A 25,719-nucleotide genomic window follows, 5' to 3' on the forward strand; every position below is an offset into this window, starting at 1 on the left:
GTGTTATATGATACTAAAATCTAAACTTTTAATCTAACCAGTGTGGAATGTAAATAAATTTTTACGATATTTTGGAAGGTAGAAAAAACTACTTTTAATCTAACCAGTGTGGAATGTAAATAATTCTACAGCACTAGCATAATTCAAATTATTATATACTTTTAATCTAACCAGTGTGGAATGTAAATTCTTCATCTATGTAGTTTCTTAAATCTTCAAAAGCTTTTAATCTAACCAGTGTGGAATGTAAATTAATTTTAATATACAGTCTAAGCCTGAAAAATCATGATCTTTTAATCTAACCAGTGTGGAATGTAAATTACTTAATACTATTGCCACCATTCCAGTTTGTTGTTGCTTTTAATCTAACCAGTGTGGAATGTAAATACAAATCGTTGTTTGAAACTTCGATAAAATATCCTGCTTTTAATCTAACCAGTGTGGAATGTAAATTTAAATCTTTAGTTGCTGTTTGGTTAGCATCAGCACTTTTAATCTAACCAGTGTGGAATCTGTGATTATCCAATTTTGGTAGCCTTTTCTTTTTGCAAAACTTTTAATCTAACCAGTGTGGAATCTGTGACTGATATAATAGATTGTAAGATTTTGCTATAGAATCCTGTAAAATTTTGTGAGAGGAGAATGCTTGATTTTTCAAAAAAAATATTGTAATAAAAGTAGTCATTAAATTATAAGGAGATGGCTACCTTGAAAGGACTGTATATGTTTGAAGAAATAAAAAAGTTAAAGGCACTTTACCTTTCTAGTAAAAATATTATGAAAAAATGAAATTAAAAAATAAGAGGTTGGGAAGGAATTCTAAGAATGTGATCAATAGAGTATGAGGGACGTTTAGAGAAATGTTGGGAATAAAAAAGCTATCTTAGCAACAAGTCCCTTAAAAGTACCCTATCTAAGATAGCCTATTTGAATATTTAAAATTTGATAGCTAAGAAGTGAATTTACACTTATTTAGCTACTAAGATACACTAACTGGATAATTGCTTTCCTAAAAAAGGGTCTCACCTCAGAAGGGTGGTTACTTTGATAAATACTTATAAATACCTCTTATCCAGTTGTCAAAATACATATGCTCATAAGACATAACATCATACATCTTAGGAGAAATTTTTTGGAAATGCTCTTTAAAAAGATCCAAATCTAAAGCCTCCATTTTTGTTTCTCTTTTTATCTTTAAAAATATTTTTCTAATGTCGTTTGGCGAATACCCAGTATTCTTTTTTCCTAAATTAATAACTTCACCATCTTTTTTAAGTTTGTTTTTTTGACAAAGTAAAAAAGCGGCTTGTTTTACAGCAAAAACTCTATCACTTAAAGCCAATTGAATTATTATCTCTTTTAAACTTCTATAATTTTCATCATTTAAATCGTAATCTTTGATTTTATTTATAGCGTCTAATCTAACTTGATAAGATAATTCATCCTTTAATTCTTTTATAATCATTTCCATCTATAATTCTCCTTTGATATTTTAATTTTATGTAAATAGTATATTCAATATTTAAATTATACTTTAATTGACAGTTAAAAGCAAATATATTGCCAATGGAATTAATATTTATTTTGTTTAAAAAAATTCAAATAGAATGCGCCTAGCATTTTAGTAGAATTCTAGATTTAAACACTTTAAAACTCAATAATTCTAGTTGAAACTTTATTTACAAAATCCATTTCGTGACTGACAATAATCATAGTTATATTTTGTGAAACTTTTAAATCTTGAATGACAGATAGTACCTCTTGAGTCATAAAAGGATCCAGAGCTGATGTCGGTTCATCAAATAGTAAAATTTCAGGATTTTTAGCAAGAGCACGAGCGATAGCTACACGTTGTTTTTGACCACCAGAAAGATATTTTGGATAGGTATTCCACTTCTCTTCCAAGCCTACTTTTTTCAAAAGAGAAAAAGCTTTTTCTCGAGCTTCAGATTTACTAAGTTTATCGACAATTGTCAGAGGTTCAGTAATGTTCTCTAAAATTGTTTTATGTGGAAAGAGGTTAAAATTTTGAAAAACTATACCCATTTTTTTAAAATCACATATAATTTCACCAGAATCTATACTTTCAAGCCCAATAAGGCATCGTAAGAAAGTAGATTTTCCTTTTCCAGATGGACCGATTATAGAGATAATCTCACCTTGAGATATTTCTAGGTTTAAGTTTTTGAAAATGATATTTTCACCAAAACTTTTATTTAAATTTCTAATTTTTATAGACATTAAATCATCACCTTTTTTTCAATATATTTTAAAAATAGAATTATGATTGTGGATATAGATAGATAGATAAGTGCACAAATTATAAATGGAGATATAGTAAAATCTCTAGTCACAATCTCTTTAGAGTTTCTTAAAATTTCGGCCATTCCAATTGCAGATATTAAAGAAGTATCTTTTATAAGGGCAATAGCTTCATTAGAAAGAGAGGGTAAAGCTGTCACTAAACTTTGAGGAAGAATTATTTTTCTCATAGTTTGCCAATAATTATATCCTAAAACTTTAGCAGCTTCATATTGTCCAATATCCACTCCGGAAATACTTCCTCGAAAAATTTCGGAAATATAGGCGGAGTAGTTGATTGTAAATGTTATAAGAGCTGCGTTGAATGGCTCTAAAATTATTCCGATTATTGGAAGGCCGTAATAGATAAAAAAAAGTTGTAAAAGCAGGGGTGTTCCTCTAAAAACCCAAGTGTACAATTGAACACTAAAATTTAATAGAGTATATTTTGAAACTCTTGCAAGAGAAAGCAGTATTCCAAGTGGCAGAGCTAAAATAAATGTGAAAAAGTAAAGCTTAAGTGATAGAGTTAACCCCTGTAAGATGTAAATTAAATTATTTTCCATAGATGAACCTTCCTTAAAGTTTAGTTGTTTCCGAACCATTTTTTATAGATGATATCGAAAGTACCATCTGTAACTATAGAGTCAAGAGCTTTATTTAGTTCCTCCTTAAGAACTATATCCTCTTTTCTTAAACCTACTCCTACATCTTCTTTAGCTAGAGTTTCACTCATGATTTTAAACCCATCTTTTTTTGAAAGGTAATATTTTCCAACCACAGAATCCACAACAACAGCATCTGTACGTCCAGCATCTAAATCTAAAAGAGCTTCAATATTGGTTGAATATTTTCTAATACTGATATTTGTTTTAAATAATTCTGAATTCTTCAAAGCGAAATATGATGTACTTCCCATTTGAACACCAATTTTTTTATTTTTCAGATCATCTAAGTTTAAAAGAGCAGTATCTTTAATAATAATAATTTGATCATCACTAAAATATGGATTTGAAAAAGCAATTTGTTTGGAACGTTCTTGTGTAATAGTCAATCCATTCCAAATGAGATCTATTTTTTTACTTTTCAAATCAAAAACTATCCCATCCCAATCGCAAGCTTTAAATACAGGATTGAGCCCCATTCGTTTGCTAACTTCTGTAGATAAATCAATATCAAATCCCACTATTTTGCCCTTCTCATCTCTAAAACCCATCGGAGCAAAAGTATCGTCAAGACCAATAATAATATCTCCATTTTTTTGAATATCGTTAAAAGAATTGTCTTTTCCAAAAGATAAGAAAGACAAGGAAAAGAATAAAGCTGTAGTTATGAATAAATTTTTCATAGTAAAAACCTCCGGTGAAATATAGTAAAATAAAAAAGCCATCCAGAAAAATCTAGATGGCTACAAAAAGAAAATCATATTTTCGTTGTCATCATAGATACAGACTCAAGTTTTAAAAAAACAACAAGAGTCTGCGTCTATGAAAAATTCATAAAAAACAAACTCTACTATCTATGATGATGATGCAGTGAATTTAAAACAACACTTAATTTAAACATGATTTCCTCCAATTTTTATTTTTTTATAATGATATACCTATTTTATAAGTAAGTCAAGATTTTTTTTATTTTATTTTTGAATTAAAAACATTTGAAGGAAAGAGTAAGAGACTATTGAATACTAATTTTATAGGTAGAAAGAAAGCATATTGAGGAGGAAAAAATGAAAAAATTAATTTTAGGATTGGTAGTGTTGTCATCAATAACAGCTTTTGCAGGTGAAAGAGAAAATAAGTTAGAGCAGGCTTTAATAACAAAATATCCAGCTTTAACAGATGGAGCAACAAGTATTAAAATTCATGAGTACGATGTGGATATTCATAGAAAAAGAATGGAAGTTAAAGTGGAGTTGAAAGGAGAAAAGGACAAAGAGGAGTTCACTAAAATAGATAAAAATAAGTTAGAAACATTGGTTAAAGAAATTGTGGCATATTCTCAATCTGAATCTGGGGAAAAGATTCCAGTAAAAGTAAAAATAGAGTTAGATAGAGATATTTTACCAGATGAAACTCTATATAAGCAAACATTTTAAAAGTAAAAAAATCCAAGCAGAGATTAACTTATCTCTACTTGGATTTTTTTATTCGTAGATTGCTCTAATTTTTATTTGTCCACTATATTTAGCCGGAGTTTGAGTGGCAAGTGATTGAATATTTGCGGAAACATTTAAAATGTATTTTCCAGTTGAATCCAAAGTTATTGATGGATTTGTTGAGAGATACCCCTCACCAACAGGGCTACAGTTAAATGATAAAAGTAGAGTATCTTCAGTTGTGAGAGATTTTAAATCTGAGTAATAAGAGTAGTTTCCTACACGGTCAACACCTGAAAAAGATATATCTACTCTTGAATTGGGTTCTCCTTCTATTGAAAAGCTTGAAAATCCAGGAACAGAGGCACCTGGAAGTAGAGTTCCAAAATTAAGATCTCCATTAGATGAAACAGTTAAGGGTTTAATAACTGTAGCACTAATATTCATAATAGATTTTGAGTTATCGGTAGTATTCTCATTTGAAAAAGCGATTGTTGAAAAAATAATAAATAGTAAAAATGCTTTGTTTTTCATATTTCCCCTCCTAAAAATAATAAAAAAAGCCGGTTACATCTCTCGAATTGAGTTGATGTAACTGGCTGTCATTTTAAAGACCCTATAGCTTTGCGTCATAAAGTTTCCTTTATTTTGCCGTCTGTTTTATTAAATAATACTGTAAAGATTGGAGAATGTCAAGAGAGAATTTAAGATATTATAGTGAGATTTAACATTTAAAATATATATCTATAAAAAAAACAAAGTATTGAAAAAATATATTTTTAGTGTTAATATAATATATTATGTATTAATTAAGAAGTTTTAATATGGAAATATGGTTGAATTCCATTACGGCCCCGCCACTGTAAAATTGATGAAAGCACAAAAAATCACTGAGGAAACTTGGGAAGAGGTGTGAGTAGGATGAGATGAGTCAGGATACTTTTAAAACTTAACTTCGAGGGAGGAAAAATGAACAAAAGAGCATTAATATTTTTATACTTGGTATCTTTTTTAGTGACACATTCAAGTGAAGGGAAAAAATCTATAAAATTAGAGGAAAGTGTAATATCTACTGAAAACTTTGAAACAACGGTTAGGGATACAGCATCTAACATAAGTATTGTAACTTCAGATGAGATACAAGAGAGTGGATCAAAAGATTTAGTTGATGTATTAAGAGGAGTTCCAGGTGTAAGAGTTACAAGGTATGCCGGGACAATAAAATTTGATATAAGAGGATTGAATTCGATGTATAGTGACAGAAATTCATTGATTACTTTAGATGGAGTTCCGGTATCGACCAATCAAATATCTAATCTTCCACTATCTATGATAGAGAGAGTGGAAGTTATTCCTGGTGGAGGAAATATTTTATATGGGGATAAAGCAATTGGTGGTGTTATAAATGTACTTACAAAAAATATTATAGATAAAAAAAATTATGGAACTGTTTTTGCAGAATATGGAAGTTATAACAATAGAAAAATAGGGTTTAATTACGGAACAAAAATAACAGATAGATTTTTAGCTGAAGTAGGATATATTAAAAATGATAACAACGGTTGGAGAGATCATGAAGACTTTAGAAATGATTCTTTAAATTTAAAATGGAAGTATCTTTTAGAGAATGGAGATATTGAGTATAAGTATACATATAGCGAAGATAAAAATATAATAGGAGTGGCTGTTCCAAGATATGTATCTGAAAATGATAGAAAAGATCCTGGAAAAATATCTGGATCAAAATACCGTTCATATGATAATTATTTAAAATATAAAAAACAGTTATCAGAAACAACGGATATTTTATTATTTGGGAACTATTATGAACGAAAAAATGATAATTATAGTAGAAAAAAGGGAAGTAACTATTCTGGAATTTTTAAAAGAGATGGAGATGATGAAAGAAAGTACTTGAAAGCTCAATTAAAGCATAAATATTTAGATGAAAACTATATTATTGTGGGTGTAGATTATTTAGATGAAGCTTTTAAACCATATTCGGTGGGGAAAAGTTATAATCCATCAGTAAGTGGATTTGATTCTGATTCAAAACAAATAACAGCAGGAAAGTTTATAGAAACAGGTGACTCAACAAAAGAAAACATTGGATTGTTTTTAACAAATAAGTATCAATATGAAGAGCTTCAACTGAGCCAAGGAATAAGATATGATAAATCTAAATATGATTTCTATTGGAGAAATGGAAAGTTGAATAGTTGGGAAAAAATAGGAACAAAAGATAGTGCTGAATATGAAAATTTATCATATGAACTGAGTGCTAACTATTTATATTCAGAGACAGGATCAACATATATATCATACAATAGAGCTTTTAGAACACCTACAGCATCCGAGATGAGATATACAAAAAAATCTGAAAAGTTAGATTCACAAATTCAAGATACTTTAGAGATAGGGATAAAGGATTTTTTGAATAATACATATATTTCAACTTCAGTTTTTTATAAAAAAACTTATAATGAAATTTATTCAGCAATTCCACCTGAATTTTCAGGGATGGTAAATTACAATATAGGGACTACAGAAAGAACAGGGTTTGAAGGTGTTGTGGAACATTATTTAGACAAATTAACTTTAAAATCATCAATAACATATATAAAAGCAAAAATAATCGATGGACAATATTCGGGGTCAGAGATTCCAAGTGTTCCTAATTGGAAGATAACTGGAGGGATGAAATACGATTTTACAGAAAAGCTTTCACTGAGTGGAGATGTACTTTATTATAGTAGTTCTTATGATTTAGATGATTTAAATAATGTAAGGGAAAAAAATACGGGAGAGTATATGACCGTTGATTTATCAACATACTTTAAAATGACATCTGATATTATGATAACTGCTAGAATAGAGAACTTATTTGATAAAAAATATGATGAGTATGCAGGGTTTTGGGATGACTCTTATGAAAATGGTCAAATTATTGAACGAAGACAATATTATCCTGCTGTTGGAAGAACACTTACAGTGGGAGTGACATATACATTCTAGTCGGGGAGGTGTGATGTGAAGAAGTTAAGAGATATTTTAGATGGATTGATGGAAGATATAGAGAGGGTGAACAGTAAAAAGAGGTGCAATCAATTTCAAAATTTAAATGGGTGTTGCAGATGGGATTATTCATTGATATCTTTAGAGGAGAGAGAAAGCATCAAGAGGTTTTTAGAAAAAAATCCAAAGATATATGATAAAATAATTGAAAATAAAAATTTTGAAAGGACTTGTTATTTTCATGATAAGCTAAACAAGCGATGCCTAATTGAACAGGAAAGACCTATATGTTGCCGATATATATCATATAAAATCTATGAAAAAACAGATTGTTTTAAAAGTTGTTCTCCTTATAATCCATGTCAAAAAGAAAAATCCACAGTTATATCAGTTCCGAAAGAAGAGGTATTTATTGAAAGTGAATACATAAAATATATCTATTTAGATGGAGAGAAAAATTGTTATATAGATGAAAGAGCTATTCCAGAATATGTAGAGTATAAAAAAAATCAAAACATACGATTGAGTAGTATCATAAAATAAAAAAAACCTGACTAAATACCAGTTTAGTCAGGTCTTTTTTATTTATAAAACAAAAAATTAAAAATTTATTTATTAAAAAATATATACTCTAAAGAGATAGGAGTATTATCTTTTCCACATATAACTTTGAAAGTACCTAAAAAATTTAATTTTGAATTAGTTTTAAATCCAAAATCAAGAGGGGGTCTTGTTCCACAAAACTCGTTATAATAAGGATTTATAAAAGTAATATGGAAATAACGGTTTCCATCCTCATCTTCGCTCCCTTTAGACAAAAAATTAGAATATTTTACTCCAGGTACAGATTGAAAAGATATAGTGATATTAGTTTTATTATTAGGAAGACTGATTTGGATAATGCTATCATTATTTAAATCTTGAATAAGATTTTGTTCAATAACATTTAGAGATTTACTACCGGTAGAAAAAAAGTTCATAAAATGCCTCCTATAATTTAAAATCTATAAAATATAGATATTAATATATTATACTATACTTTTAACAAAAATGGAAAAGTTTGTTGAAACATTTATTTACAAATGAAAAAATTAGATATAAAATACAGGTAACAAAAATAAGTTAGAAAATAAAGGAGATTGAATATGAATGAAAATATAAATAAAATATTGAATGATTTGGAAGAAGGAATGTGGAAGTATTATTATGAAGATGGGAAAATAAGTTCGACTGGGGAGTATGTTAAGGGGAAGGAAAATGGATTGTGGAAATATTACTATGAAAATGGAAATGTCAGTTTAGAAGGAAATTATGTGGATGGAGAGCAGCAAGGTGAGTGGCAACATTATCATGAAAATGGAAGTTTATTCTTTAGAGGGAATTATATAGACAGTAAGGAGACTGGACCGTGGGAATATTATAACGAAGATGGGAAAGTTGATTCAAAAGGTTCATTTTTTAAAGGAGAGCAAGATGGTTTATGGGAATATTACTATGAAGATGGGAGCATTGAATATAGAGGAAATTACAAGAAAGGAATATCGGATGGAGTTTGGGAATATTATGATAAAAATGGGGAGATTGAGTACAAAAGAGTGTATATAAATGGGATTGAACAGATGTAATTAAAAAACATAAAAAAAGAAAAAGGTTTTTTCAGGAATGTTTGTATATTATAGATATGAATATTACTGAATTAAAAAGCGAGGTGTTAATATGGAAAATAAAGAAAAATTAAAAAATTTAAAAAATGAGGCAAAAGAATCATTAAAAAAAGATGAACCGTTGAAAAAAGAAGAAGTTGAAGATTTCTGGGATAGATTTAAAAAATTAGAAAAAAATTATAAAGATAATTTTGATCGTTTAATTGCGGCTGAATTATTGGATGTAAAAATGTTGATATTTGAAATAGAAGAGAAGTTTAAAATGAAAAAATAATAAACTGGAGGAAATTATTTTTCCTCCAGTTTTTCTTTGAGTTTATTATTTTTTATAAACTCTTTATAGTCTCGTAAAACATCGCTATAACTTCGTGCGACATAAGAGATCAATATTCCATCATCTACCCATCCAAGACCTGGAATAAGGTCAGATACAGCGTCTATAGGCGATATAACATAAACAATAGCTCCGGTTAAAATAAGAAAATGCTTTTTTTCAAGTCTATATTTTTTGTTTTTAGTATCTTTGATTAAATTAACAATCAAAAGTAAATCGTCAGCATATACGCCTAAGTTTATAGATTTTTTAAGTGCATTTGTCAAATCTTGAGCAGTTATTTTTTTCCCTTGAAATTTTTTGAAAAATTTAAAAATTATTTTATTCATAATATCTCCAAATAGAATTTGATATTATATTATATTTCTTTTTTAGAAGTAATGCAAGAATGATATTTTTGAAGGACAAGAGAATGTTAAAAAGTATAATAGGAAAGGTAAATTATTTTATAAAAATGGAGGAGAACTATGGAAAAATTTAGAAATGGAAATTTCACCTTAGAAAGTAATAGTATTGAAGATGGATATATACTAGAAAAACATGGGAAATATGGAAGTGCAAATATTGATGGAATCCCATCATTATCACCACATTTGAAATGGCAAAATATTCCTGATGGAACAGAGTGCTTTGTAGTTGTAATGCAAGATTATGATGCTATTCCAGTTACAGGATTTTCATGGATACATTGGGTAGCCATTATTCCTAAAGAGTATAGAGAACTGCTAGAAAATGCCAGTAGAGAGGATAAAAAATTAATTCAAGGAGTTAATAGTTGGGTATCTAGATTAAAAGGATTGAATATCAAAGATGTATGTTATTTCGGTGGACCAACACCTCCTGATAAAGATCACACATATGAGATAAAAATTTATGCACTAGATAAAAAATTAGAGATAAAAAAAGGTTTCTATTTAAATGAATTATATAAAAAAATGAAAAGACACATATTAGCAGAGGCAGTATTGGAAGGAAATTACAAAGCGTAAAAAAAGAATTAAAAAAAAATGAAAAGTATTGTATAATATAAGAATAAAAGTAGAAAAGAGGTCAATTTATGAAAAATAAAATTTCAGCATTAGGGCAATACATTGTAAAAACTACAGGTAAACCGTTCAATTTTAAACAAATAAAAATGGATAATATCTATAAAGGGGTACTATTTTCGGTTGGAACAGAGGATTATTTGGTGACAAATGATAGAAGAGAGATGTTAGAAACTATTGAACTTATGACAATTAGAACAGCTAGAGACTATCCAGGAAAACTTGCTAGAAGATATACACATGCAAAATTTGAAAAGATTACATCTAAAAAAGAGGAATCAGTTGTTTTAAATGGAGTGAAGTACTTTATAATAAAGCTTTAAAAGTGAGGGTTTCCTCACTTTATTTTTTGTTTATTTTTTTTAGTAAATCTGTAAAGTTTTGTTCAAAGTTTAAATCGTCATCTTTAGTTCTTTTCTTTGGACCTTTGGTTCTTTTTCCAGAATTTCTTAATTTTTGTGACATATGTCTAGAAAAAAGTAGACTTTCAATATTAAATTTATTATAGATTAAACCGTTTTGGTTTATAGCATGGGCATTTTTAGTCAAAACCATAGATGCTAGTCCAAAATCTTGAGTAACAACAATATCATTTTCTTTAACTTCAGAGAGAAGAGCAAAGTCAACAGCATCTGCTCCTTGAGTAATTATAAATGTTTTTGAAAAATCACGATATATTTCGTGAGCATTATCACAGAAGATAAAGACTTCTTTTTGGAAGCTTTTTGCTATATCAATAGTTAAATCAACAACAGGGCAAGCATCAGCATCAATTAAAATTTTCATAGAAATCTCCTTTTCACTTGTAATAGAAAGATTTTACCATGAAAATAGTCTAAATGCTATTGTGTTATTTTGAAATATTTTAAAGGGAGTGTAACAAATGAAAGAAAAAACAGAATTTATATATACAATAAACTATCCGAGGGAAGAAAAAAATCTTTGCTTAATGGAAATGAGGGCGCTGTTTAATATTGATTTGAATGAAAAGACAATATTATCAAATGTAAAAATAGACCCAGTGTTTAGCCCATTTATAAAATCAAGATTAGAAATTTTATATTCTGCAGATAATTTTGAAGATATTTTGAAAGCAATTATTAGTAGTGAGATGGAATCAATAGATTATAAAGTGGAGTATATAAAAGAGGAAGATGAAAATATTTCATATGAGGAGAGATTAGATAAAATAAAACAAGTTGGGCTTAGCATATTGGGAACATTTTCAATGAAAAATCCAAAGAATATTTTTGGAGTATCAAACTATAAAGGGAAATGGTATTTTGGAATATGTGTAAAAGGAGATACTGTTTGGCCAGATAGAATAAAGAAACCATATTCTTATTCTAACTCTTTAGAGGTTAGATTGGCGAGAACACTTATAAGTTTAGCGGTGGAAGCAGATAGAACTAAAAAATTAGTTGATCCTTGTTGTGGAGTTGGAACAGTTATTATAGAAGCTCTATCCATGGGATTAGATGTGACAGGATATGAAATAAACAGGAGCATTGCAAAGAATGCCAATACAAATTTAGGATATTATGGTTATGATAAAATAGTTGTAAATGATGATATGCATAATATAGAGGAGAAGTTTGATTCAGCGATTTTAGATATTCCTTATGGACTTTTTAGTCATATAACAAAAGATGAACAATTTGGATTAATAAAAAAAATAAGACAAATATCAAAGAGATTAATTATGGTAAGTTTTGAAGATTTGGAAGAGATGATAATAAAGTCAAACTTTAAAATATTAGATAGTTGTATTTTGTCAAAGGGAAGTTTTCAAAGATATATTTATATATGCAGTTAAATGAAGGAATTTACTAAAAAATAAAGTAAAGTATATATAGTAAAATGTTATACGGCTAATTATTTTTTAGGAGGATTTTTTTTATGGAAAACACAGGTTTAGTTCTTGAAGGTGGAGGATTAAGAGGGATTTATACATCTGCTATTTTAGATTATTTTTTATCTAAAAATTTACATTTTAAATATACGATTGGAGTGTCGGCAGGTGCAATATATTCTGCTTCATACGCTTCAAGACAAAAAAGAAGGAATATAGATATAATTTTAAAATACCTAAATGACGAAAGATATATGGGACTTAGATATCTTTTGAAAAATGGAAGCTATATAAATATAGATTTTGCCTATACACAAATGACTTATGAACTAGCTCCTTTTGACTTTAAAACATTTAGTGAATGCGATTTAGAATTTAAAGTAGGAGCATTTAATTGTTTGAAAGGAAAAACAGATTTTTTTACAAAAAAAGATTTTATAAAAACACAAGATTTTTTAGATGCTCTGATTGCGTCTGGGAGCTTGCCTTTTTTTAGTAAAGAGGCAGTTATAAAAGAAAAAATATATCTAGATGGTGGAATTGCAGATCCTATTCCAATAAAACAATCCATTTTGGATGGGAACAGAAAAAATGTTGTTATATTGACTGAGGACGAGGGGTATAGAAAAGAGCCCTTAAAATTACAACCTTTAATAAGACTTTATTATAAAAAATATCCCAAAGTTGCGGAAGCTCTTATAAAAAGACATGTGATTTACAATAATAACTTAAAACAAATCAAACAACTGGAAGAAAAAGGAGATGTTTTTGTATTCAGACCAAGTGAAATTGTAGTGGTAGATAGACTTGAAAGGGATTTGAATAAGGTGAAAAAGTTATATAACTTGGGAATCGAGGATGCTAAAAGAAACTACGAGAGATTAATGGAGTGGTTAGAAAAACCGGCTAAGTAAAAAAAAATTAAATTTAAAACTTTTTAAAACTTTTTTGATACTAAAATCCGTCTAAAAATTATAATAGTAGTTAGAAGTTTAGAAAAGTATTTTGTACATTGATTCAAATTAGTAAAATAGCCATCACACAGTTTCAAAGATATTTTAATATTAAAGTTTTAAATAAATCGTGAAGTTGTTATTCTAACTATTATATGAGGTAATAGATTTAAAGTTAGTAAGGTATTTATTTTTTTAAGATTTAAAGATTTACAAGTTTTAAAGTTATTCAAATGTGAAAAGATTTAGTAGTGAAAGTAGAGGGATTCGTGATGGTTGCCCTCTACTTTTTTTTATGATATTATTTTGATTTTCAAATATTTTAATAATACACTTTTTATATGGAAAAATTATTGTGGTAATGAGTTTACTAGTTTTTTAAAAGAAAAGATGAGAGCATAACGAATAAATATAATAAAAACTACCGGAGGAAAGTTATGTTCAAAAACAAAGATATAACAATTAGTTCTTTACTTGTAGCTCTTGGAATTGTATATGGGGATATAGGGACATCACCTCTTTATGTTATGCAGGCTATTCTTTATACAAATGATAGTTTAGTGAGTAAAGAGTTAATATTAGGAGGAGTTTCATTAGTGTTTTGGACTCTAACATTACAAACAACTATAAAGTATGTGATACTTACTTTACAGGCGGACAATAGTGGAGAAGGAGGAATCCTTGCATTGTATGCTCTTGTAAAAAGATATTTTAAATGGCTTATAGTCCCAGCGATAATAGGAGTTGCAGCAATTTTAGCGGATGGAATATTAACACCTCCTATCTCTGTAAGTTCCGCAATAGAGGGGCTAAATATAATAGTTCCTTTAAAAGAAAATGTAATAATATTTATAGTTTTATTAATAATATCAATTGTTTTTTCTGTACAAAAATTTGGCACAGAAAAAATCGGAAAAATATTTGGGCCAGCTATGTTTGTATGGTTTTCTATGATTGGATCTTTTGGATTAATTCAATTGATACAACATCTAGAGGTTTTAGAAGCAATAAATCCTTATTATGCTTTCAAATTAATTAAAAATGGCAATGTTCCATATATATTAGGAGCCGTTTTTTTATGTACAACGGGAGCAGAAGCACTATATTCAGATTTAGGTCATTGTGGAAAGGAAAATATATATTATAGCTGGATTTTTGTAAAGATAACGCTATTGCTGAGTTATTTTGGTCAAGGAGCTTACTTATTAAAAAAAGTAGGAGAAACAATCCATCATAGTCCATTTTTTTTGATAATGCCATCTTGGTTTATTATTCCCGGAGTTATAATAGCAACTATAGCGGCAATTATAGCTAGTCAAGCCTTAATATCAGGTTCTTTCACCTTAATATCAGAGGCTATCAAATTAAATATTTTTCCAAAATTAGCAATAAAATATCCGACAAATGAAAAGGGTCAAGTTTATATTGGTACTGTCAATAAAGCTTTATTTATTGGGTGTATTGGAATAGTTTTTATTTTTAAAAAATCACAAAATATGCAAGCTGCATATGGTTTATCTATAACAATAACAATGTTAATGACAACGCTTCTTTTATCACAATATTTAAGATTTGTAAAAAATCAAAAAAAATTATGTATAATAGTTCTTTTAGTCTTTGGAAGTATAGAATTAACATTCCTATATGCCAATAGTTTTAAAATATTGAGCGGTGGATATGTAACTTTGTTAATTACAGCTGCATTAGCTTTTATAATGTATACTTGGCATTATAGTTTTGAAATTAAAAAGAAATATTTAAAATTTGTTAATTTAAGTGACTATAAAAAGAATTTTGACATGCTAAAAAATGATAGTGAAGTTCCACTTTATGCAGGAAATGTGGTTTACTTGACAAAATCAAAGTATTGGAATCAAGTAGAACCCAAAGTTATATATTCAATCTTTAATAATGATCCTAAAAAAGCAGACAATTATTGGTTTGTAAATATTAATGTAATGGATGAGCCTTATACAATGGAGTATACATTCAATAAAATAGATGAAAATAGAATATTTGTGGTTGATTTTAATCTTGGATTTAAAATATCTCAAGGAATAAATGTACTTTTATTTCAAGTTATTCGAGAGTTGATAAAAAATGGAGACATAATTTTTAAACCAAGAGATTATATGATAGATTATGAAAATTTAAAAGGGATTGGAAATTTTAAATTTATTATCATAGAAGAGGTTTTAGCTTTAGAAAATGATTTTTCAACTTGGGATAGTTTTATAATATCAACGCAATTAATTATAAAAAAATTTACAGTCTCTCCTCAAAAATGGTACGGGATAGATACAAGCGTAGTTGATGTCGAAAAAGTTCCAATTTTATTTGGAAAAGAATTTTCTAAAGAAAATTTAAAAAGAATAGACTGAAGATAAGGAAAATAGCTAGAAAAGAGGGAGGCTATCTTCAAGTAAAATTTTGCAAACTCCTACTGATTTTTTTACAAAAAAACGATTTGCGTTCACATCAATGGAATTTAAAAAAGCTGATTCTTGCATTGTGCAAGAATCAGCTTTTAAATATTTAATTTTCTTTTTCACTGGGATCAGTATAAGCCCAGAAATCTTTATTAAACTATTCTTTTAAATATTTAGCTTTTAAAACAGTTTTTTCTAAAACATGACCTTCCATAGCATCATAAAGTTCATTTAAGTAAAAACCTTTTTTTAAATTTTCTAATTTTGTATCTAAGGCATATAGTGTTATTGTATATGTATGTGTTTTATTAGGTGGAACAGGACCACCATATCTAGCAACTTCGTCTTTTGGTAAACTTCCTCCTAATAATGACCACCAGCTATTTTCACCTTGAATTAAGTTAGGATTAGTAAGACTTGCATTCTCAGGTAAAGAAGTGATATCTTCTGGAATTAAAGTTATCCAGTGCAGCCAAATAACTCCAACAGCTTCAACGGCATCAAAGTCTTCCATTACAAGAGCAAATTGTTTAGTTCCTTTGGGTGCGTTCTCCCATTGAAGTGGAAGAGATAATGTAGGCATTCCATGGAATTGATCTTTTCCATAAGTACCATATTTTTTATCAATTACCCCATTTTTAATTCCACTACTAGAAAGTTCCAGAGAAAACGATGTTATACCAAGTAATAAAAACAAACTTAGCAATAATTTTTTCATACTTAATTACCTCCTTAAAATAATTTCATTGTATAATTTTACAATATAAATTAATTGATTCTTTCTTTTTATGGGATTATTTATAAAAAGTTTAAATAAAAAAAGGAATATTTCATTTTTTCTATAATTAACTAGTAACTTGATGAAAATATTTTATTTTTAACAATGTTTGGGGAATGTTTACAACTATGCGACAATACAAATCAATGTTTTTATGTAAACAAGTAATCAAGGTTCACTGAAGTTTTATTTTAGAATATATTTTGAATTAAAAAAATTGGAGGAGGTTTTAATGATAGGGAAATTTTTTAAGTCAAAAGAGCATAAGCTATTAGTGGAGACAAACAATATTTTAGAAACAAAAATAGAAAAATTATCAGTAGAAGTTAGAAAAAAGGAGAATTATTTAAAGTGTAAGAATGATTTGATTTTGGTAAAAGAAAGACAAATACCTAAAGATGAATTTGATTGGAAAGATATGGAAGATAAATTAAAAAAATTATATTCGGAAAATGCTCAATTAAGGAAAGAACTATTGAAAATAAATGAAATCATCTCAAATCAGGAAACGGAAAATTTTTATTATGTTGAAATAGAAGAGTTTTTAAGTAATGTGAAGTATAAAGATATAATTAAAAGTTTTAGATTAAATGGAATAAATTTTGTTCAATCTTTAACATTTAATTCGATAGAAGATATTGTGGATGATGTCGATATGAAAATAGAAATTTTAAAAAAATACTACAATTTTTTGGAAGGGAATATGGAGTGGAACTTAAAAACAGCATTAATAAAAGGAGCTAAGGTATCAAAAATATTTTCAAAGTATAGGAGACTTTGTAATGATTTAAACAATTGTCACATCTATTATACAAGTGAACTGTATAGTTATAATTTAAAAAAAATGGAGGAATTAAACTACTCAGAAGAACAAAAAAAAGAGATAATTCGGATATATATAGAATATACTGAAGAGCGAAAAGTGAACTAGTATCACCTTAAGACTCTACCAAAAAGATAGCCCTGATTCATTCTCTATTAGGAAGAGGATGAATCAGGGCATTTTAATAAAACTTCGAATGAGATTATTGCAATTTTTTATAGTTCTATATCTTCAACATTTAATTTTTCTAAAAATTTATATGAAGATTCAATTTTTTTAAATATAAAAATATTTTCTTTAATTATTTGTCCTCCAAAATCGGAGTATGTTTGATATTTTATTTTTTGAGCAAATAAGTTTTCGTCTAGCTGTACAACTTGACCAGCCACGAGTATTTTTTTTGCAGGAGAATTAAAAATTTCTCTAAGAGCATAGGCAGCTCCAGTTTTATATGATACTTTTGGTGTTGAATAACTTAACGTGGAAAGTGCTAGTAAAAATAACAATAACTTTTTCATATTGTACCTCCATATTGTATTTATTATTCATAATATGTATTGTAACTTATAAAACTATATTTTTAAAATATAATTTATATATGAACAGTATTAGAAATAACTTATAGTTTTATATTTCCTGAAAAATAGAAAGTTCTTTCTGGAGCCACAATAGCACTATCTTTAGTTTCAGAATAGTTATACTTATGATTGAATATATTTTCTATTCCAAAATTTAAAGTAAAAGAGTCACTTATTTTATAATTAAAAGATATATCGGTAAAATTGTAGCTGGAGATGTTTGTGATAAAATTGTTTTCATATTTATCAAACTCTCTTATAGATGATTTTCCGATATAGTTAAATATTATTGCTGTTTCCATATTTTCATTGATTTCATAAGATAAACCAAGAGTAAGTTTACTTTTAGGAACTAATGGAATTTTATTTCGTTTATATTTTCCTTTTGTTATTTCAGTATCTATATACGAAAAGGATTCCCATAATCTGATATTGCTGAAGTATTGTTCCAAAGAAAATTCGGTTCCAACCCTTCTAGTTTTATCTAGATTTAAATATCTCCACCCTTTTATGGCTGGGTTATGAATGTTTTTTTGTTCTATTGTTATTTCGTCATAAGTTAAAGTGCTGAAGATAGTCCAATTTAAATAAGAGTTTTGTATGAGGTCTCTGATTCCAACTTCAAAAGTGTCAGATTTTTCTGATTTAAGAGAGTTGAGATAGTAGAGACCATCAATTTTATCAGTAATCTGACCGGGTAAAGGAGATAAAAATCCTCTTTCATATCTGGAATAAAAAGCTCCAGTTTCACTATATTGGTAATTTGTTCCAACCTCTATAGCAATATTATCAGAAGTATCTTCTGAATTTATTTTTCTAGTCTCAGAATTTTTAATAAAACTAATATGGTTGTAGTTATAACGATCTCCACCAAATTTTGAGTGCTCATATCTAATACCTGCTATAAAATCTAAGGATTCGGTGCACTTATATCTGTTGAAGGTATAAAATCCATTTGTTTCTTTATAGACATCATTTTTAATATCTATAAAAATATCACCTTTAACTCGCATATTTTCAATGGTGTTGCCATTAATTATGGGATAGAAATATCCGGATGTTTTAATAGAAGAAAACCGATAGAGATCAGTATAGTTGTAATCATACCCTAAAATTAACTCACCACTATCATAGAGATATTTCCCTCTTATTTTATAACCTCTAGATTTTTCTTTAAAATCTCCTTTTATTTCGTTAGAAAGATTGGGTCCTAGAATATCAAAATGGATTAATTCAGTTTTATTTATACTGTAATCAGCAATAGAACTTTCTGTGAAATTTCTATTGTTGTTTTGTATATAGAAAGTTGTCAAAATAGTTAAATTTTCATTTAAATTCAGCTCATAATCGAGGGAAAAATTTTCTCGGTGACTTTTACTTTCAATGGGAAATCCTGCTTTTTTTCGGTCTATAGCTAGATCTTTTTTTAAGGTAGGAGAAGAAAAATCCTTATTATCCTTAAACTTTCCAATATTTATTTTTAAATTTTGTTGCTCATCCATTTTATATATAAATCCGATATTAAAAATATTTGCTTCTTGAGTTTCATCATTTCGATATCCAGCTCCATTCAAATATGTATAGTTTGAATTGAAGTATAAACTTTCATTAATGTTTTTTCCAAGAGAAAAAGCTGCTTTTCTAGTATTAAAAGACATAAACCCAATCTGGCTATTAAAAAAATCTTTTTTAGAAGTAAGATTTGTGACTATGTTTATAATTCCACCTCCACTTCCAGAACCATTTAAAACAGAACCTCCACCAGGAATAATCTCTATTTTGTCTATTGAAATTAAAGCGACGCTGTTTAGAGGGAGAGTTCCCATGGATTCATCAATAGGATTGATAGAAATTCCATCTACTAGTGTTTTAACTCTAGAAATAGCTTTATCACCATTTCCTCTCAAATCAATAACAGGGCCAAAATATGTATTTTGAATTATAATATAGGGGACTTCTTTTAATAGACTCTCCAAATTTTTATATTCTTTTTTTTCGATGTTATCTTTATCTATAATAACAATGTTTTTATTTTCTGTTAACAGTTTTTCTTCAAAACCTGTTGTAGAAATGATAGTTGAATCTTCTAATTTTATTGTAGAGCTTGCAAAAATATTTGTAAAAGATAGAAATAAAAAAAATGGAATATATAATTGTTTCATATTTCACTCCTGAATAAAAAGTTAAATGGCTCACCATTCTAATTGTGTAGTTCTATTATTTTCAGAATATCCTTTTTATTTCTCTTGAAAAAAAATGTTATAAGGACTATAATACACTAAAAAAGTGTTGTATTTAGGAGGTATTTTATGGAAAAAATAGGAGTTTTTTATAGTAGTTCTAGAGGTAAAAGTGAATTTACAGCTCAATTAGTAAAAGAGTTTTATAGTGAAAAGTGTGAAATTTATACTATTTTAAACAATGTAGATAGAGTTAAAGAGTTTAAAAAACTTATATTTATAATTCCAACTTATGGGTGTGGAGTCTCTCATGAAGATTGGAATAAAAATTTAGAAGAATTATCAAAAATAGATTTTAAAGATAGAGAGGTTGGTCTTATAGGAAGGGGAAATCAGGGATTTTTTGCAGCTACCTTCATCGATGGAATTCGTCCAATTTATGATATTGTTATTAAAAATAATGGTATCATCAAGGGGTTTACAGAAACTACTGATTACTCTTTTGTAAAAAGTAGAGCTGTTATTGAAGATAAATTTATTGGATTGGCTCTAGATGAAATGTTTATGCTAAAAGAAACTAAAGAAAAGCTAGAAGAATGGTTGAAATTTAACTTTGGTGATAAAGATGGAAAATAATAAGCAATATATAGAATTTATCAATACATTTCAAGAGGAAAGAGACTTTTTTAAATGTCATGAAATTTTAGAAAATATTTGGATAAAAGAGACTGCTTGTAATACAAAAAAACATGTTTCTATAAATTTGTTGCTAATCTCAGTAGGTGTTTTACACTGGAGAAATAAAAACTTTAAGGGAGCTTTAAGTGTTTTAAGGAATTCGCTAAATGATTATGAAGAGATGAGAGGCGAGATAGAAAAAATAGGTATAGATTCTTACAAGTTAAAAAATTTAGTTGAAGAACTTTTGATTAAAATATCTTTGAACGAAACTTACAAAGAGGTTTATCTACCTGTTTTTTAAATTTATTAATTTTTAGTAACATATGTTACATATTTTTTTATTTTATTGGGTTATAATCTAAATATAATAAAAGAATGTGAGGAGTGATAAAATGAGTTTATTTTTAGGAAAAATTCATTATTGGTTATTCAATAAAATTTTATGGTTTCAAGAACTAGAGGATAAAATTATGGAGTTAGTTAAAGATGAAAAAATTGATAAAAAGGTCTTTAATGAAAAAATAAATAAAATTTATGGAGAAAAAATTACAAATAAAAATTTAGATGAGATAGTGGATAAAAATAATATTCATGGATGGTTGCAATCAAAAATAAACTCTTCGGAAGAAAGAGTTGCAGCTTGGGTAAAAGTTGTTTTAGAAAAGTGTGAAAATCCGATAAAAGACTTGGAAGCTATTTTTAAAGAGAAAGCTCTTATAGAAGCAAAAGATCTCAAGGTTTTTAAAAATATTTTTACTGCAAAAGAGATATATAAAGCTGTAAATGACCGTATTTTAGATGGAATGCCTTGCGATAGAATAAATGAGATTTTAATTTTGGAAGATGAATTGGTTCAATGGAAAAGAAAAATTTGCGTTCATAAAGAATTGTGGAATAAAGAAAATATTGATGTGGAAATATTTTATCGTTTAAGAGGTGTTTGGATTGAAAATTTTATAAATGAATTGAATCCAGAATTTATTTATATAGAAAAGACGGGACCAATATTTTTTATTAGAAGAAGAGGTGAATAACTTGACAGGAATAGAACTTATGAGAGAGGAACATAAAGAGATAAAAAGAATGCTTAAAATAGTGAGAGTGATATCTTATAAAATATTAAAAGGTGAAGAATTGGATTTTCAAGAGTTCAATCGAGTTATTTATTTTATCAGCAATTATGCCGATAATCATCACCATAAGAAAGAAGAAGAGATTCTCTTTGACAAAATGATAGAAGAATTAGGCCCGTTAGCAAAGACAATTATAAAAAGTGGAATGTTAGTGGAACATGATTTTGGAAGACTTTATATAAGGGATTTGAAAGTTGCATTGGAGTCTTTGAAAAAGGGTGATGAATCTTCTAAATTGGATATTATTGCAAATGCAATTTCATATACACATCTTTTAGAAAGGCATATTGATAAAGAGGATAAAGTAATATATAAATACGCAGAGAGAGAACTTTCTAAAAACACTATGACTATATTGGATAGTGAGTGTTTTAAATATGAAGAAAATAATTTAGAAGAAAAAAATAAATGTATGGCTATTTTAAAAAAATTAGAAAAAAGATATAGTGAGGAGGGAGTATTGTGATAAAAGAGGATAGTATAATAGCGGATATTTTAAAAGAAAGACCTGAAGCAGCAAATATTTTAATAGAATTCGGAATGGGATGTTTAGGATGCCCTTCATCCAATATGGAAACTTTAAAGGATGCTTGTTTTATACATGATATAAATTTAGATGAAGTTTTAAAAAAATTAAATTAAAAATAAGAGCTCAGATATTTTCTGAGCTCTTGTTTTTATCTCCAAGAGATATCAGCAGATTTTCTAGGGACAGTTCTTGAATATTTTATACTAGGATATCCAATGACCATGCAAGTAACAATTTGTTTCTCTGGAGCTATTCCTAAAAACTCTTTAATATCAGGATTGTTTTCTGAGGCTTTAGTAAAAAAACCACTAAAAACAGTACCAAGACCTAAAGAGTTTATCATTAGCTCCATATTTGAAGATGCTAAAGCTCCGTTAACTTGAGAATCAGAAACTACAACTATAATAAGAGGTGCATTAAAAAATAATCGATCTTCTTTATTAGGATCTTCAATATAATTTTTGTACATTTGAATCCATAATTTTGCATATCGTCTAAATAGTGGGGATGTAGAGTTATCTAAAATTTGAGTAGCCATTCTATTAAGACTTTCTAATGCAAGTTTTTTTAATTCTTGAATATTTTTTTGAACAACTATATAAGATGTATCTTGAGAATTACTTGCGGTTTGAGTAAATCTTCCAGCTTCTATTATTTTTAAAATTTTATCCTTTTCAATATCTTTGTTTTCAAATTGTCGTATAGTTCTTCTAAATTTTATAAAGTTCAAAAGATTTTCCGGATTAATATCAAAAGATTTCTTTTCATACTCAATAACATCAGACATATTGTATTCATCAGTACTAATTGCTCCAACTGGACATATTGCAATGCAATGCCCACATTTAAAACAGTTTAAATTTTTAATGCTGGCATGAGTATCGATCATTTCAATATCATTTACAAAACAATCCTTAATACAAAGAGCACATCCAATACATTTTTTAATATCAACACTAAACATTCAAATCCTCCTTATATAATTAAAATTAAAATTTTCTCTGTGTAATATAAGAATAACATAGTTATATTGGAAATAAAAGACAAAATGCTTTTTTTTAATAAAAAAAAATGTTATAATTTTCAACAAAATCAAAGGAGAAAAATTATGGAAAAACAATTAGCAATTTTAAAGGCATTAGCACATCCCTTAAGATTAGAAATAATATATACATTGAGTAAATTTGAATCTAGATGTGTGTGTGAACTTGAGAAGTTAGATGAGTTTACAACTCAATCAAGTCTTTCTCAACATCTTAAAATTTTAAGAGATATTGACCTAGTTGTAACAAGAAAATTGGGAGGGTGGGTACACTATAGTCTAAAAGATGACAGCATTATTGATATTTTAGAGAATATAAAGAAATTATAATTTTAAAAAATAAAGGCACTTTTTTACAAAGAAAAGAGTGCCTTTTTATATTAAAATATATTATTTTTTTCCAAGAATGATGTCTTCAAGTTTAAGTTTTGGTACAAAATGTTGATAGTTATGATCTTTTAATTCAATCCTAGAATATTTCATATCATTATTTTGGGATTCTGTTAAAATAATTTCATCAGTAGGAATACCTATTGGAACAATAAAAAGTGGTGTATATAAACTAGATATGCCAAGTGTTTTAAGGATGTTATCTTTTTTAATAGGTTCCATAAAATTAACTCCATAACCAAGTTCAGTAGCGATAAGTTTCATATTTTGAAGAGCGATTCCACAGTCAGTATAAATAAAATTAAGTGGAAGTTTGGAGGGGTTATCAGTTAATATGATAATGTAAGCTCCAGGGGCTTCATCTAGAGTTGGTTTCCATGTGATTTGACTAGCCCAAATAACATCTTTAAAGAGTTGAGTACAAACATCTTTATTATTAACTAAAAAAAACTTCAAAAATTGTTTGTTGGCTCCAGATGATGAGTAGTGTGCACCTTCTATTATTTTCATAAGATCTTCAAAAGGAACTTGGAAATTTTTAAAACTTCGATGAGAACGAGCTTTTTTTATTAAATTTAAAATTTTTTCTCCATTCATAAAACACCTCTTTTAGTTATTTTAATTATAATTAAATTACTCAAAATCTGGAGATTTCCTTTTAAAAATTTGACAAAATAGAGATTAAAGGGTATATAGAATTATTGAAACGATGAAAATGGAGGGGGAACTTATGAAAAAAATAATTCTAGGAATAGCTTTAGCAACAACTGTTTTAGGTGGTTGTTCTGGAGTTTCAACAAAAAATAAAGTGAATGAAACAATCGCATGGAAGCATATTGGGGAGTTACCAACTCCTAAAGGATTTGAAAAGCAACATGGAGTTGCAGGACCTTTAGCGGGGAATATTGGAGAGTATGTGTTAGTTGGAGGAGGAGCAAATTTTCCATATAAATCAGTTTTAGAAGGTGGAGCAAAAGTTGTTTATACAGATTTATATTTGATGAAGAAAACCGGGAAAGGCTTAGAACTTATTAAACATACACAGTTAGAAAAAGGAATAGGATATGGAACAGCTATCTCAACAAAAAAAGGGATATATTATGTTGGTGGAACATATCAAACAGGAGTATCAAATGAGATATTATTTATTTCTTTGAATGATTTAAAAACTGATGTAATAGTTGAAAAAATTGGGACACTACCATTTGATTATCATAGTGGAGTAGCAACTTTATATGGAGATGATATATATATTGTTACAGGAAAACAAGATGGAAAAAATAGTAAGAATTTTTATAAGTATAATTTAATAAGTGGAAAAACTACAGAATTAAAAATGTTCCCGGGAACAGAAAGAAGTCAGTCAGTCGGACAAGTTTTAAATAATGGAGCAGAAGATTTAATGTATGTTTTTGGTGGAGGAACAGGCGTAGCATTTGTGGACGGGTATGCTTATAATTTTAATAAAGATACTTGGACAAAGATGAGTAATGTTGAAGTGAAAGGAAAAGAAATATCTATATTAGGAGCAAACTCTATAAAGTTAGATAATAATAATATGCTAGTGATAGGTGGGTTTAATAAATCAATTTGGGACGATGCAAATTTAAAATTAAGCTCGTTAAAAGGTGAAAAATTAAAAAATTATAAACAGGAATATTTTACGAAAGATCCACAGGATTTTAACTGGAACAATGAGATGTTAGTTTATAATGCAATCAATAACACGTGGCAGTCTATAGGAAAAATTCCATTTATGGCTCCTTGTGGAGAAGGTTTAATTAAAATTGAAAATATTATTTATTCAATAAATGGGGAAATAAAACCAGGAGTTAGAAGTGAAGCTATTTATGAAGGGAAATTAATTAAAGAATAACTCAAAGAGAGCCCCAC

31 protein-coding genes, 1 CRISPR repeat array and 2 riboswitches are annotated in these 25,719 nt (G+C 27.9%); of the genes, 18 read left to right on the forward strand and 13 right to left on the reverse strand.

The features are described from left to right. Positions 1 to 25 precede the first annotated feature (25 nt). A CRISPR array of direct repeats spans positions 26 to 583; the repeat unit is 24 nt; unit sequence CTTTTAATCTAACCAGTGTGGAAT. Between the two features lie 456 nt (positions 584 to 1,039). From Q0V67_RS00665 to Q0V67_RS00680, 4 genes are all read right to left on the reverse strand, one after another. Next, entirely contained in the window at positions 1,040 to 1,471 is a 432-nt protein-coding gene (locus Q0V67_RS00665; protein ID WP_297596054.1) for a HEAT repeat domain-containing protein, read from the reverse strand. Between the two features lie 176 nt (positions 1,472 to 1,647). Then, the gene (locus tag Q0V67_RS00670; RefSeq protein WP_297596056.1) at positions 1,648 to 2,241 is read right to left on the reverse strand and encodes an amino acid ABC transporter ATP-binding protein; all 594 of its coding nucleotides are present in this window, start codon (positions 2,239 to 2,241) and stop codon (positions 1,648 to 1,650) included. Continuing rightward, positions 2,241 to 2,867 (reverse strand): amino acid ABC transporter permease, encoded by a 627-nt coding sequence (locus Q0V67_RS00675; protein WP_297596058.1) that lies wholly within the window; start codon positions 2,865 to 2,867, stop codon positions 2,241 to 2,243. Before Q0V67_RS00675 ends, Q0V67_RS00670 begins: the two co-directional genes overlap by 1 nt. 20 nt (positions 2,868 to 2,887) lie before the next feature. After that, positions 2,888 to 3,649 (reverse strand): amino acid ABC transporter substrate-binding protein, encoded by a 762-nt coding sequence (locus Q0V67_RS00680; protein WP_297596060.1) that lies wholly within the window; start codon positions 3,647 to 3,649, stop codon positions 2,888 to 2,890. A 381-nt stretch (positions 3,650 to 4,030) separates the two neighbouring features. Between Q0V67_RS00680 and Q0V67_RS00685 the strand changes: the two genes are divergently transcribed. Further along, positions 4,031 to 4,399 carry a hypothetical protein gene (locus Q0V67_RS00685; protein WP_297596062.1) on the forward strand — a complete coding sequence of 123 codons (369 nt, stop codon included), beginning with the start codon at positions 4,031 to 4,033 and terminating at the stop codon, positions 4,397 to 4,399. A gap of 48 nt (positions 4,400 to 4,447) precedes the next feature. Here the strand turns inward: Q0V67_RS00685 and Q0V67_RS00690 are convergent, their stop codons facing one another. Next, on the reverse strand, positions 4,448 to 4,933 hold the full coding sequence (locus tag Q0V67_RS00690) for a DUF4402 domain-containing protein (protein ID WP_297596064.1): 486 nt from the start codon (positions 4,931 to 4,933) through the stop codon (positions 4,448 to 4,450). 53 nt (positions 4,934 to 4,986) lie between these two features. Continuing rightward, positions 4,987 to 5,062, reverse strand: a riboswitch (cyclic di-GMP riboswitch). 132 nt (positions 5,063 to 5,194) lie between these two features. Next, positions 5,195 to 5,359, forward strand: a riboswitch (cobalamin riboswitch). Positions 5,360 to 5,368: 9 nt separating this feature from the next. Here Q0V67_RS00690 and Q0V67_RS00695 point away from each other — a divergent pair. Both Q0V67_RS00695 and Q0V67_RS00700 read left to right on the forward strand, forming a co-directional pair. Then, on the forward strand, positions 5,369 to 7,414 hold the full coding sequence (locus tag Q0V67_RS00695) for a TonB-dependent receptor (RefSeq protein WP_297596066.1): 2,046 nt from the start codon (positions 5,369 to 5,371) through the stop codon (positions 7,412 to 7,414). Positions 7,415 to 7,429: 15 nt separating this feature from the next. Further along, positions 7,430 to 7,957, forward strand: coding sequence for a hypothetical protein (locus Q0V67_RS00700; protein ID WP_297596068.1), 528 nt, complete (start codon positions 7,430 to 7,432; stop codon positions 7,955 to 7,957). A 65-nt stretch (positions 7,958 to 8,022) separates the two neighbouring features. On the opposite strand, the gene Q0V67_RS00705 is transcribed toward Q0V67_RS00700, so the two are convergent. Further along, the gene (locus Q0V67_RS00705; protein WP_297596070.1) at positions 8,023 to 8,394 is read right to left on the reverse strand and encodes a hypothetical protein; all 372 of its coding nucleotides are present in this window, start codon (positions 8,392 to 8,394) and stop codon (positions 8,023 to 8,025) included. A gap of 165 nt (positions 8,395 to 8,559) precedes the next feature. Here Q0V67_RS00705 and Q0V67_RS00710 point away from each other — a divergent pair, with 165 nt between their 5' ends. Together Q0V67_RS00710 and Q0V67_RS00715 are read left to right on the forward strand one after the other, a co-directional pair. After that, the gene (locus Q0V67_RS00710; protein WP_297596072.1) at positions 8,560 to 9,039 is read left to right on the forward strand and encodes a toxin-antitoxin system YwqK family antitoxin; all 480 of its coding nucleotides are present in this window, start codon (positions 8,560 to 8,562) and stop codon (positions 9,037 to 9,039) included. 91 nt (positions 9,040 to 9,130) lie between these two features. Beyond that, positions 9,131 to 9,352, forward strand: a complete 222-nt coding sequence (locus Q0V67_RS00715) for a hypothetical protein (protein ID WP_297596074.1) — start codon at positions 9,131 to 9,133, stop codon at positions 9,350 to 9,352. A gap of 14 nt (positions 9,353 to 9,366) precedes the next feature. Here the strand turns inward: Q0V67_RS00715 and Q0V67_RS00720 are convergent, their stop codons facing one another. Beyond that, the gene (locus tag Q0V67_RS00720; RefSeq protein ID WP_297596076.1) at positions 9,367 to 9,741 is read right to left on the reverse strand and encodes a YkvA family protein; all 375 of its coding nucleotides are present in this window, start codon (positions 9,739 to 9,741) and stop codon (positions 9,367 to 9,369) included. 138 nt (positions 9,742 to 9,879) lie between these two features. Here Q0V67_RS00720 and Q0V67_RS00725 point away from each other — a divergent pair, with 138 nt between their 5' ends. Together Q0V67_RS00725 and Q0V67_RS00730 are read left to right on the forward strand one after the other, a co-directional pair. Next, positions 9,880 to 10,401 carry a YbhB/YbcL family Raf kinase inhibitor-like protein gene (locus Q0V67_RS00725; RefSeq protein ID WP_297596078.1) on the forward strand — a complete coding sequence of 174 codons (522 nt, stop codon included), beginning with the start codon at positions 9,880 to 9,882 and terminating at the stop codon, positions 10,399 to 10,401. A gap of 68 nt (positions 10,402 to 10,469) precedes the next feature. Continuing rightward, positions 10,470 to 10,781, forward strand: a complete 312-nt coding sequence (locus Q0V67_RS00730) for a hypothetical protein (RefSeq protein WP_297596080.1) — start codon at positions 10,470 to 10,472, stop codon at positions 10,779 to 10,781. Between the two features lie 19 nt (positions 10,782 to 10,800). Here the strand turns inward: Q0V67_RS00730 and Q0V67_RS00735 are convergent, their stop codons facing one another. Continuing rightward, a complete protein-coding gene (locus Q0V67_RS00735; RefSeq protein WP_297596082.1) occupies positions 10,801 to 11,244 on the reverse strand; it encodes a YaiI/YqxD family protein in 444 nt (147 codons plus the stop codon). A 97-nt stretch (positions 11,245 to 11,341) separates the two neighbouring features. Between Q0V67_RS00735 and Q0V67_RS00740 the strand changes: the two genes are divergently transcribed. From Q0V67_RS00740 to Q0V67_RS00750, 3 genes are all read left to right on the forward strand, one after another. After that, positions 11,342 to 12,274, forward strand: coding sequence for an SAM-dependent methyltransferase (locus Q0V67_RS00740; protein ID WP_297596084.1), 933 nt, complete (start codon positions 11,342 to 11,344; stop codon positions 12,272 to 12,274). Positions 12,275 to 12,357: 83 nt separating this feature from the next. After that, on the forward strand, positions 12,358 to 13,224 hold the full coding sequence (locus Q0V67_RS00745) for a patatin family protein (RefSeq protein WP_297596085.1): 867 nt from the start codon (positions 12,358 to 12,360) through the stop codon (positions 13,222 to 13,224). Between the two features lie 476 nt (positions 13,225 to 13,700). Next, complete coding sequence (locus Q0V67_RS00750) at positions 13,701 to 15,644, forward strand: KUP/HAK/KT family potassium transporter (RefSeq protein WP_297596087.1); 1,944 nt, start codon at positions 13,701 to 13,703, stop codon at positions 15,642 to 15,644. 205 nt (positions 15,645 to 15,849) lie between these two features. Here Q0V67_RS00750 and Q0V67_RS00755 read toward each other — a convergent pair whose 3' ends face one another. Then, complete coding sequence (locus tag Q0V67_RS00755; RefSeq protein ID WP_297596089.1) at positions 15,850 to 16,410, reverse strand: YbhB/YbcL family Raf kinase inhibitor-like protein; 561 nt, start codon at positions 16,408 to 16,410, stop codon at positions 15,850 to 15,852. A gap of 292 nt (positions 16,411 to 16,702) precedes the next feature. On the opposite strand from Q0V67_RS00755, the gene Q0V67_RS00760 reads away from it, so the two are divergent. Beyond that, on the forward strand, positions 16,703 to 17,401 hold the full coding sequence (locus Q0V67_RS00760; protein ID WP_297596091.1) for a hypothetical protein: 699 nt from the start codon (positions 16,703 to 16,705) through the stop codon (positions 17,399 to 17,401). A gap of 107 nt (positions 17,402 to 17,508) precedes the next feature. On the opposite strand, the gene Q0V67_RS00765 is transcribed toward Q0V67_RS00760, so the two are convergent. Beyond that, positions 17,509 to 17,811, reverse strand: a complete 303-nt coding sequence (locus Q0V67_RS00765) for a hypothetical protein (protein WP_297596093.1) — start codon at positions 17,809 to 17,811, stop codon at positions 17,509 to 17,511. A 101-nt stretch (positions 17,812 to 17,912) separates the two neighbouring features. Beyond that, positions 17,913 to 20,033, reverse strand: a complete 2,121-nt coding sequence (locus Q0V67_RS00770) for a TonB-dependent receptor (RefSeq protein ID WP_297596095.1) — start codon at positions 20,031 to 20,033, stop codon at positions 17,913 to 17,915. A 147-nt stretch (positions 20,034 to 20,180) separates the two neighbouring features. Here Q0V67_RS00770 and Q0V67_RS00775 point away from each other — a divergent pair, with 147 nt between their 5' ends. The 5 genes from Q0V67_RS00775 to Q0V67_RS00795 all read left to right on the forward strand — a co-directional run bounded on the left by Q0V67_RS00775 (position 20,181) and on the right by Q0V67_RS00795 (position 22,507). Continuing rightward, entirely contained in the window at positions 20,181 to 20,687 is a 507-nt protein-coding gene (locus Q0V67_RS00775) for a flavodoxin (protein ID WP_297596097.1), read from the forward strand. Continuing rightward, the gene (locus Q0V67_RS00780; RefSeq protein WP_297596098.1) at positions 20,677 to 21,033 is read left to right on the forward strand and encodes a DUF309 domain-containing protein; all 357 of its coding nucleotides are present in this window, start codon (positions 20,677 to 20,679) and stop codon (positions 21,031 to 21,033) included. Before Q0V67_RS00775 ends, Q0V67_RS00780 begins: the two co-directional genes overlap by 11 nt. A 91-nt stretch (positions 21,034 to 21,124) precedes the next feature. Then, the gene (locus Q0V67_RS00785; protein ID WP_297596101.1) at positions 21,125 to 21,766 is read left to right on the forward strand and encodes a hypothetical protein; all 642 of its coding nucleotides are present in this window, start codon (positions 21,125 to 21,127) and stop codon (positions 21,764 to 21,766) included. Between the two features lies 1 nt (position 21,767). After that, positions 21,768 to 22,331, forward strand: coding sequence for a hemerythrin domain-containing protein (locus Q0V67_RS00790; protein ID WP_297596103.1), 564 nt, complete (start codon positions 21,768 to 21,770; stop codon positions 22,329 to 22,331). Beyond that, entirely contained in the window at positions 22,328 to 22,507 is a 180-nt protein-coding gene (locus tag Q0V67_RS00795) for a DUF1858 domain-containing protein (protein WP_297596105.1), read from the forward strand. Before Q0V67_RS00790 ends, Q0V67_RS00795 begins: the two co-directional genes overlap by 4 nt. Positions 22,508 to 22,542: 35 nt before the next feature. Here Q0V67_RS00795 and Q0V67_RS00800 read toward each other — a convergent pair whose 3' ends face one another. Continuing rightward, positions 22,543 to 23,358 (reverse strand): nitroreductase family protein, encoded by an 816-nt coding sequence (locus Q0V67_RS00800; protein WP_297596107.1) that lies wholly within the window; start codon positions 23,356 to 23,358, stop codon positions 22,543 to 22,545. A 144-nt stretch (positions 23,359 to 23,502) separates the two neighbouring features. Between Q0V67_RS00800 and Q0V67_RS00805 the strand changes: the two genes are divergently transcribed. Further along, on the forward strand, positions 23,503 to 23,766 hold the full coding sequence (locus tag Q0V67_RS00805; protein ID WP_297596109.1) for a metalloregulator ArsR/SmtB family transcription factor: 264 nt from the start codon (positions 23,503 to 23,505) through the stop codon (positions 23,764 to 23,766). Positions 23,767 to 23,826: 60 nt separating this feature from the next. Here the strand turns inward: Q0V67_RS00805 and Q0V67_RS00810 are convergent, their stop codons facing one another. Beyond that, positions 23,827 to 24,423 carry a nitroreductase family protein gene (locus tag Q0V67_RS00810; RefSeq protein ID WP_297596111.1) on the reverse strand — a complete coding sequence of 199 codons (597 nt, stop codon included), beginning with the start codon at positions 24,421 to 24,423 and terminating at the stop codon, positions 23,827 to 23,829. Positions 24,424 to 24,556: 133 nt separating this feature from the next. On the opposite strand from Q0V67_RS00810, the gene Q0V67_RS00815 reads away from it, so the two are divergent. Beyond that, positions 24,557 to 25,702: a cyclically-permuted mutarotase family protein gene (locus tag Q0V67_RS00815; RefSeq protein ID WP_297596113.1), complete on the forward strand. Its 1,146-nt coding sequence runs from the start codon at positions 24,557 to 24,559 to the stop codon at positions 25,700 to 25,702. Positions 25,703 to 25,719: the final 17 nt, after the last annotated feature.

It is taken from the genome of uncultured Cetobacterium sp. (genome assembly GCF_947072685.1).
Lineage (GTDB): Bacteria > Fusobacteriota > Fusobacteriia > Fusobacteriales > Fusobacteriaceae > Cetobacterium_A.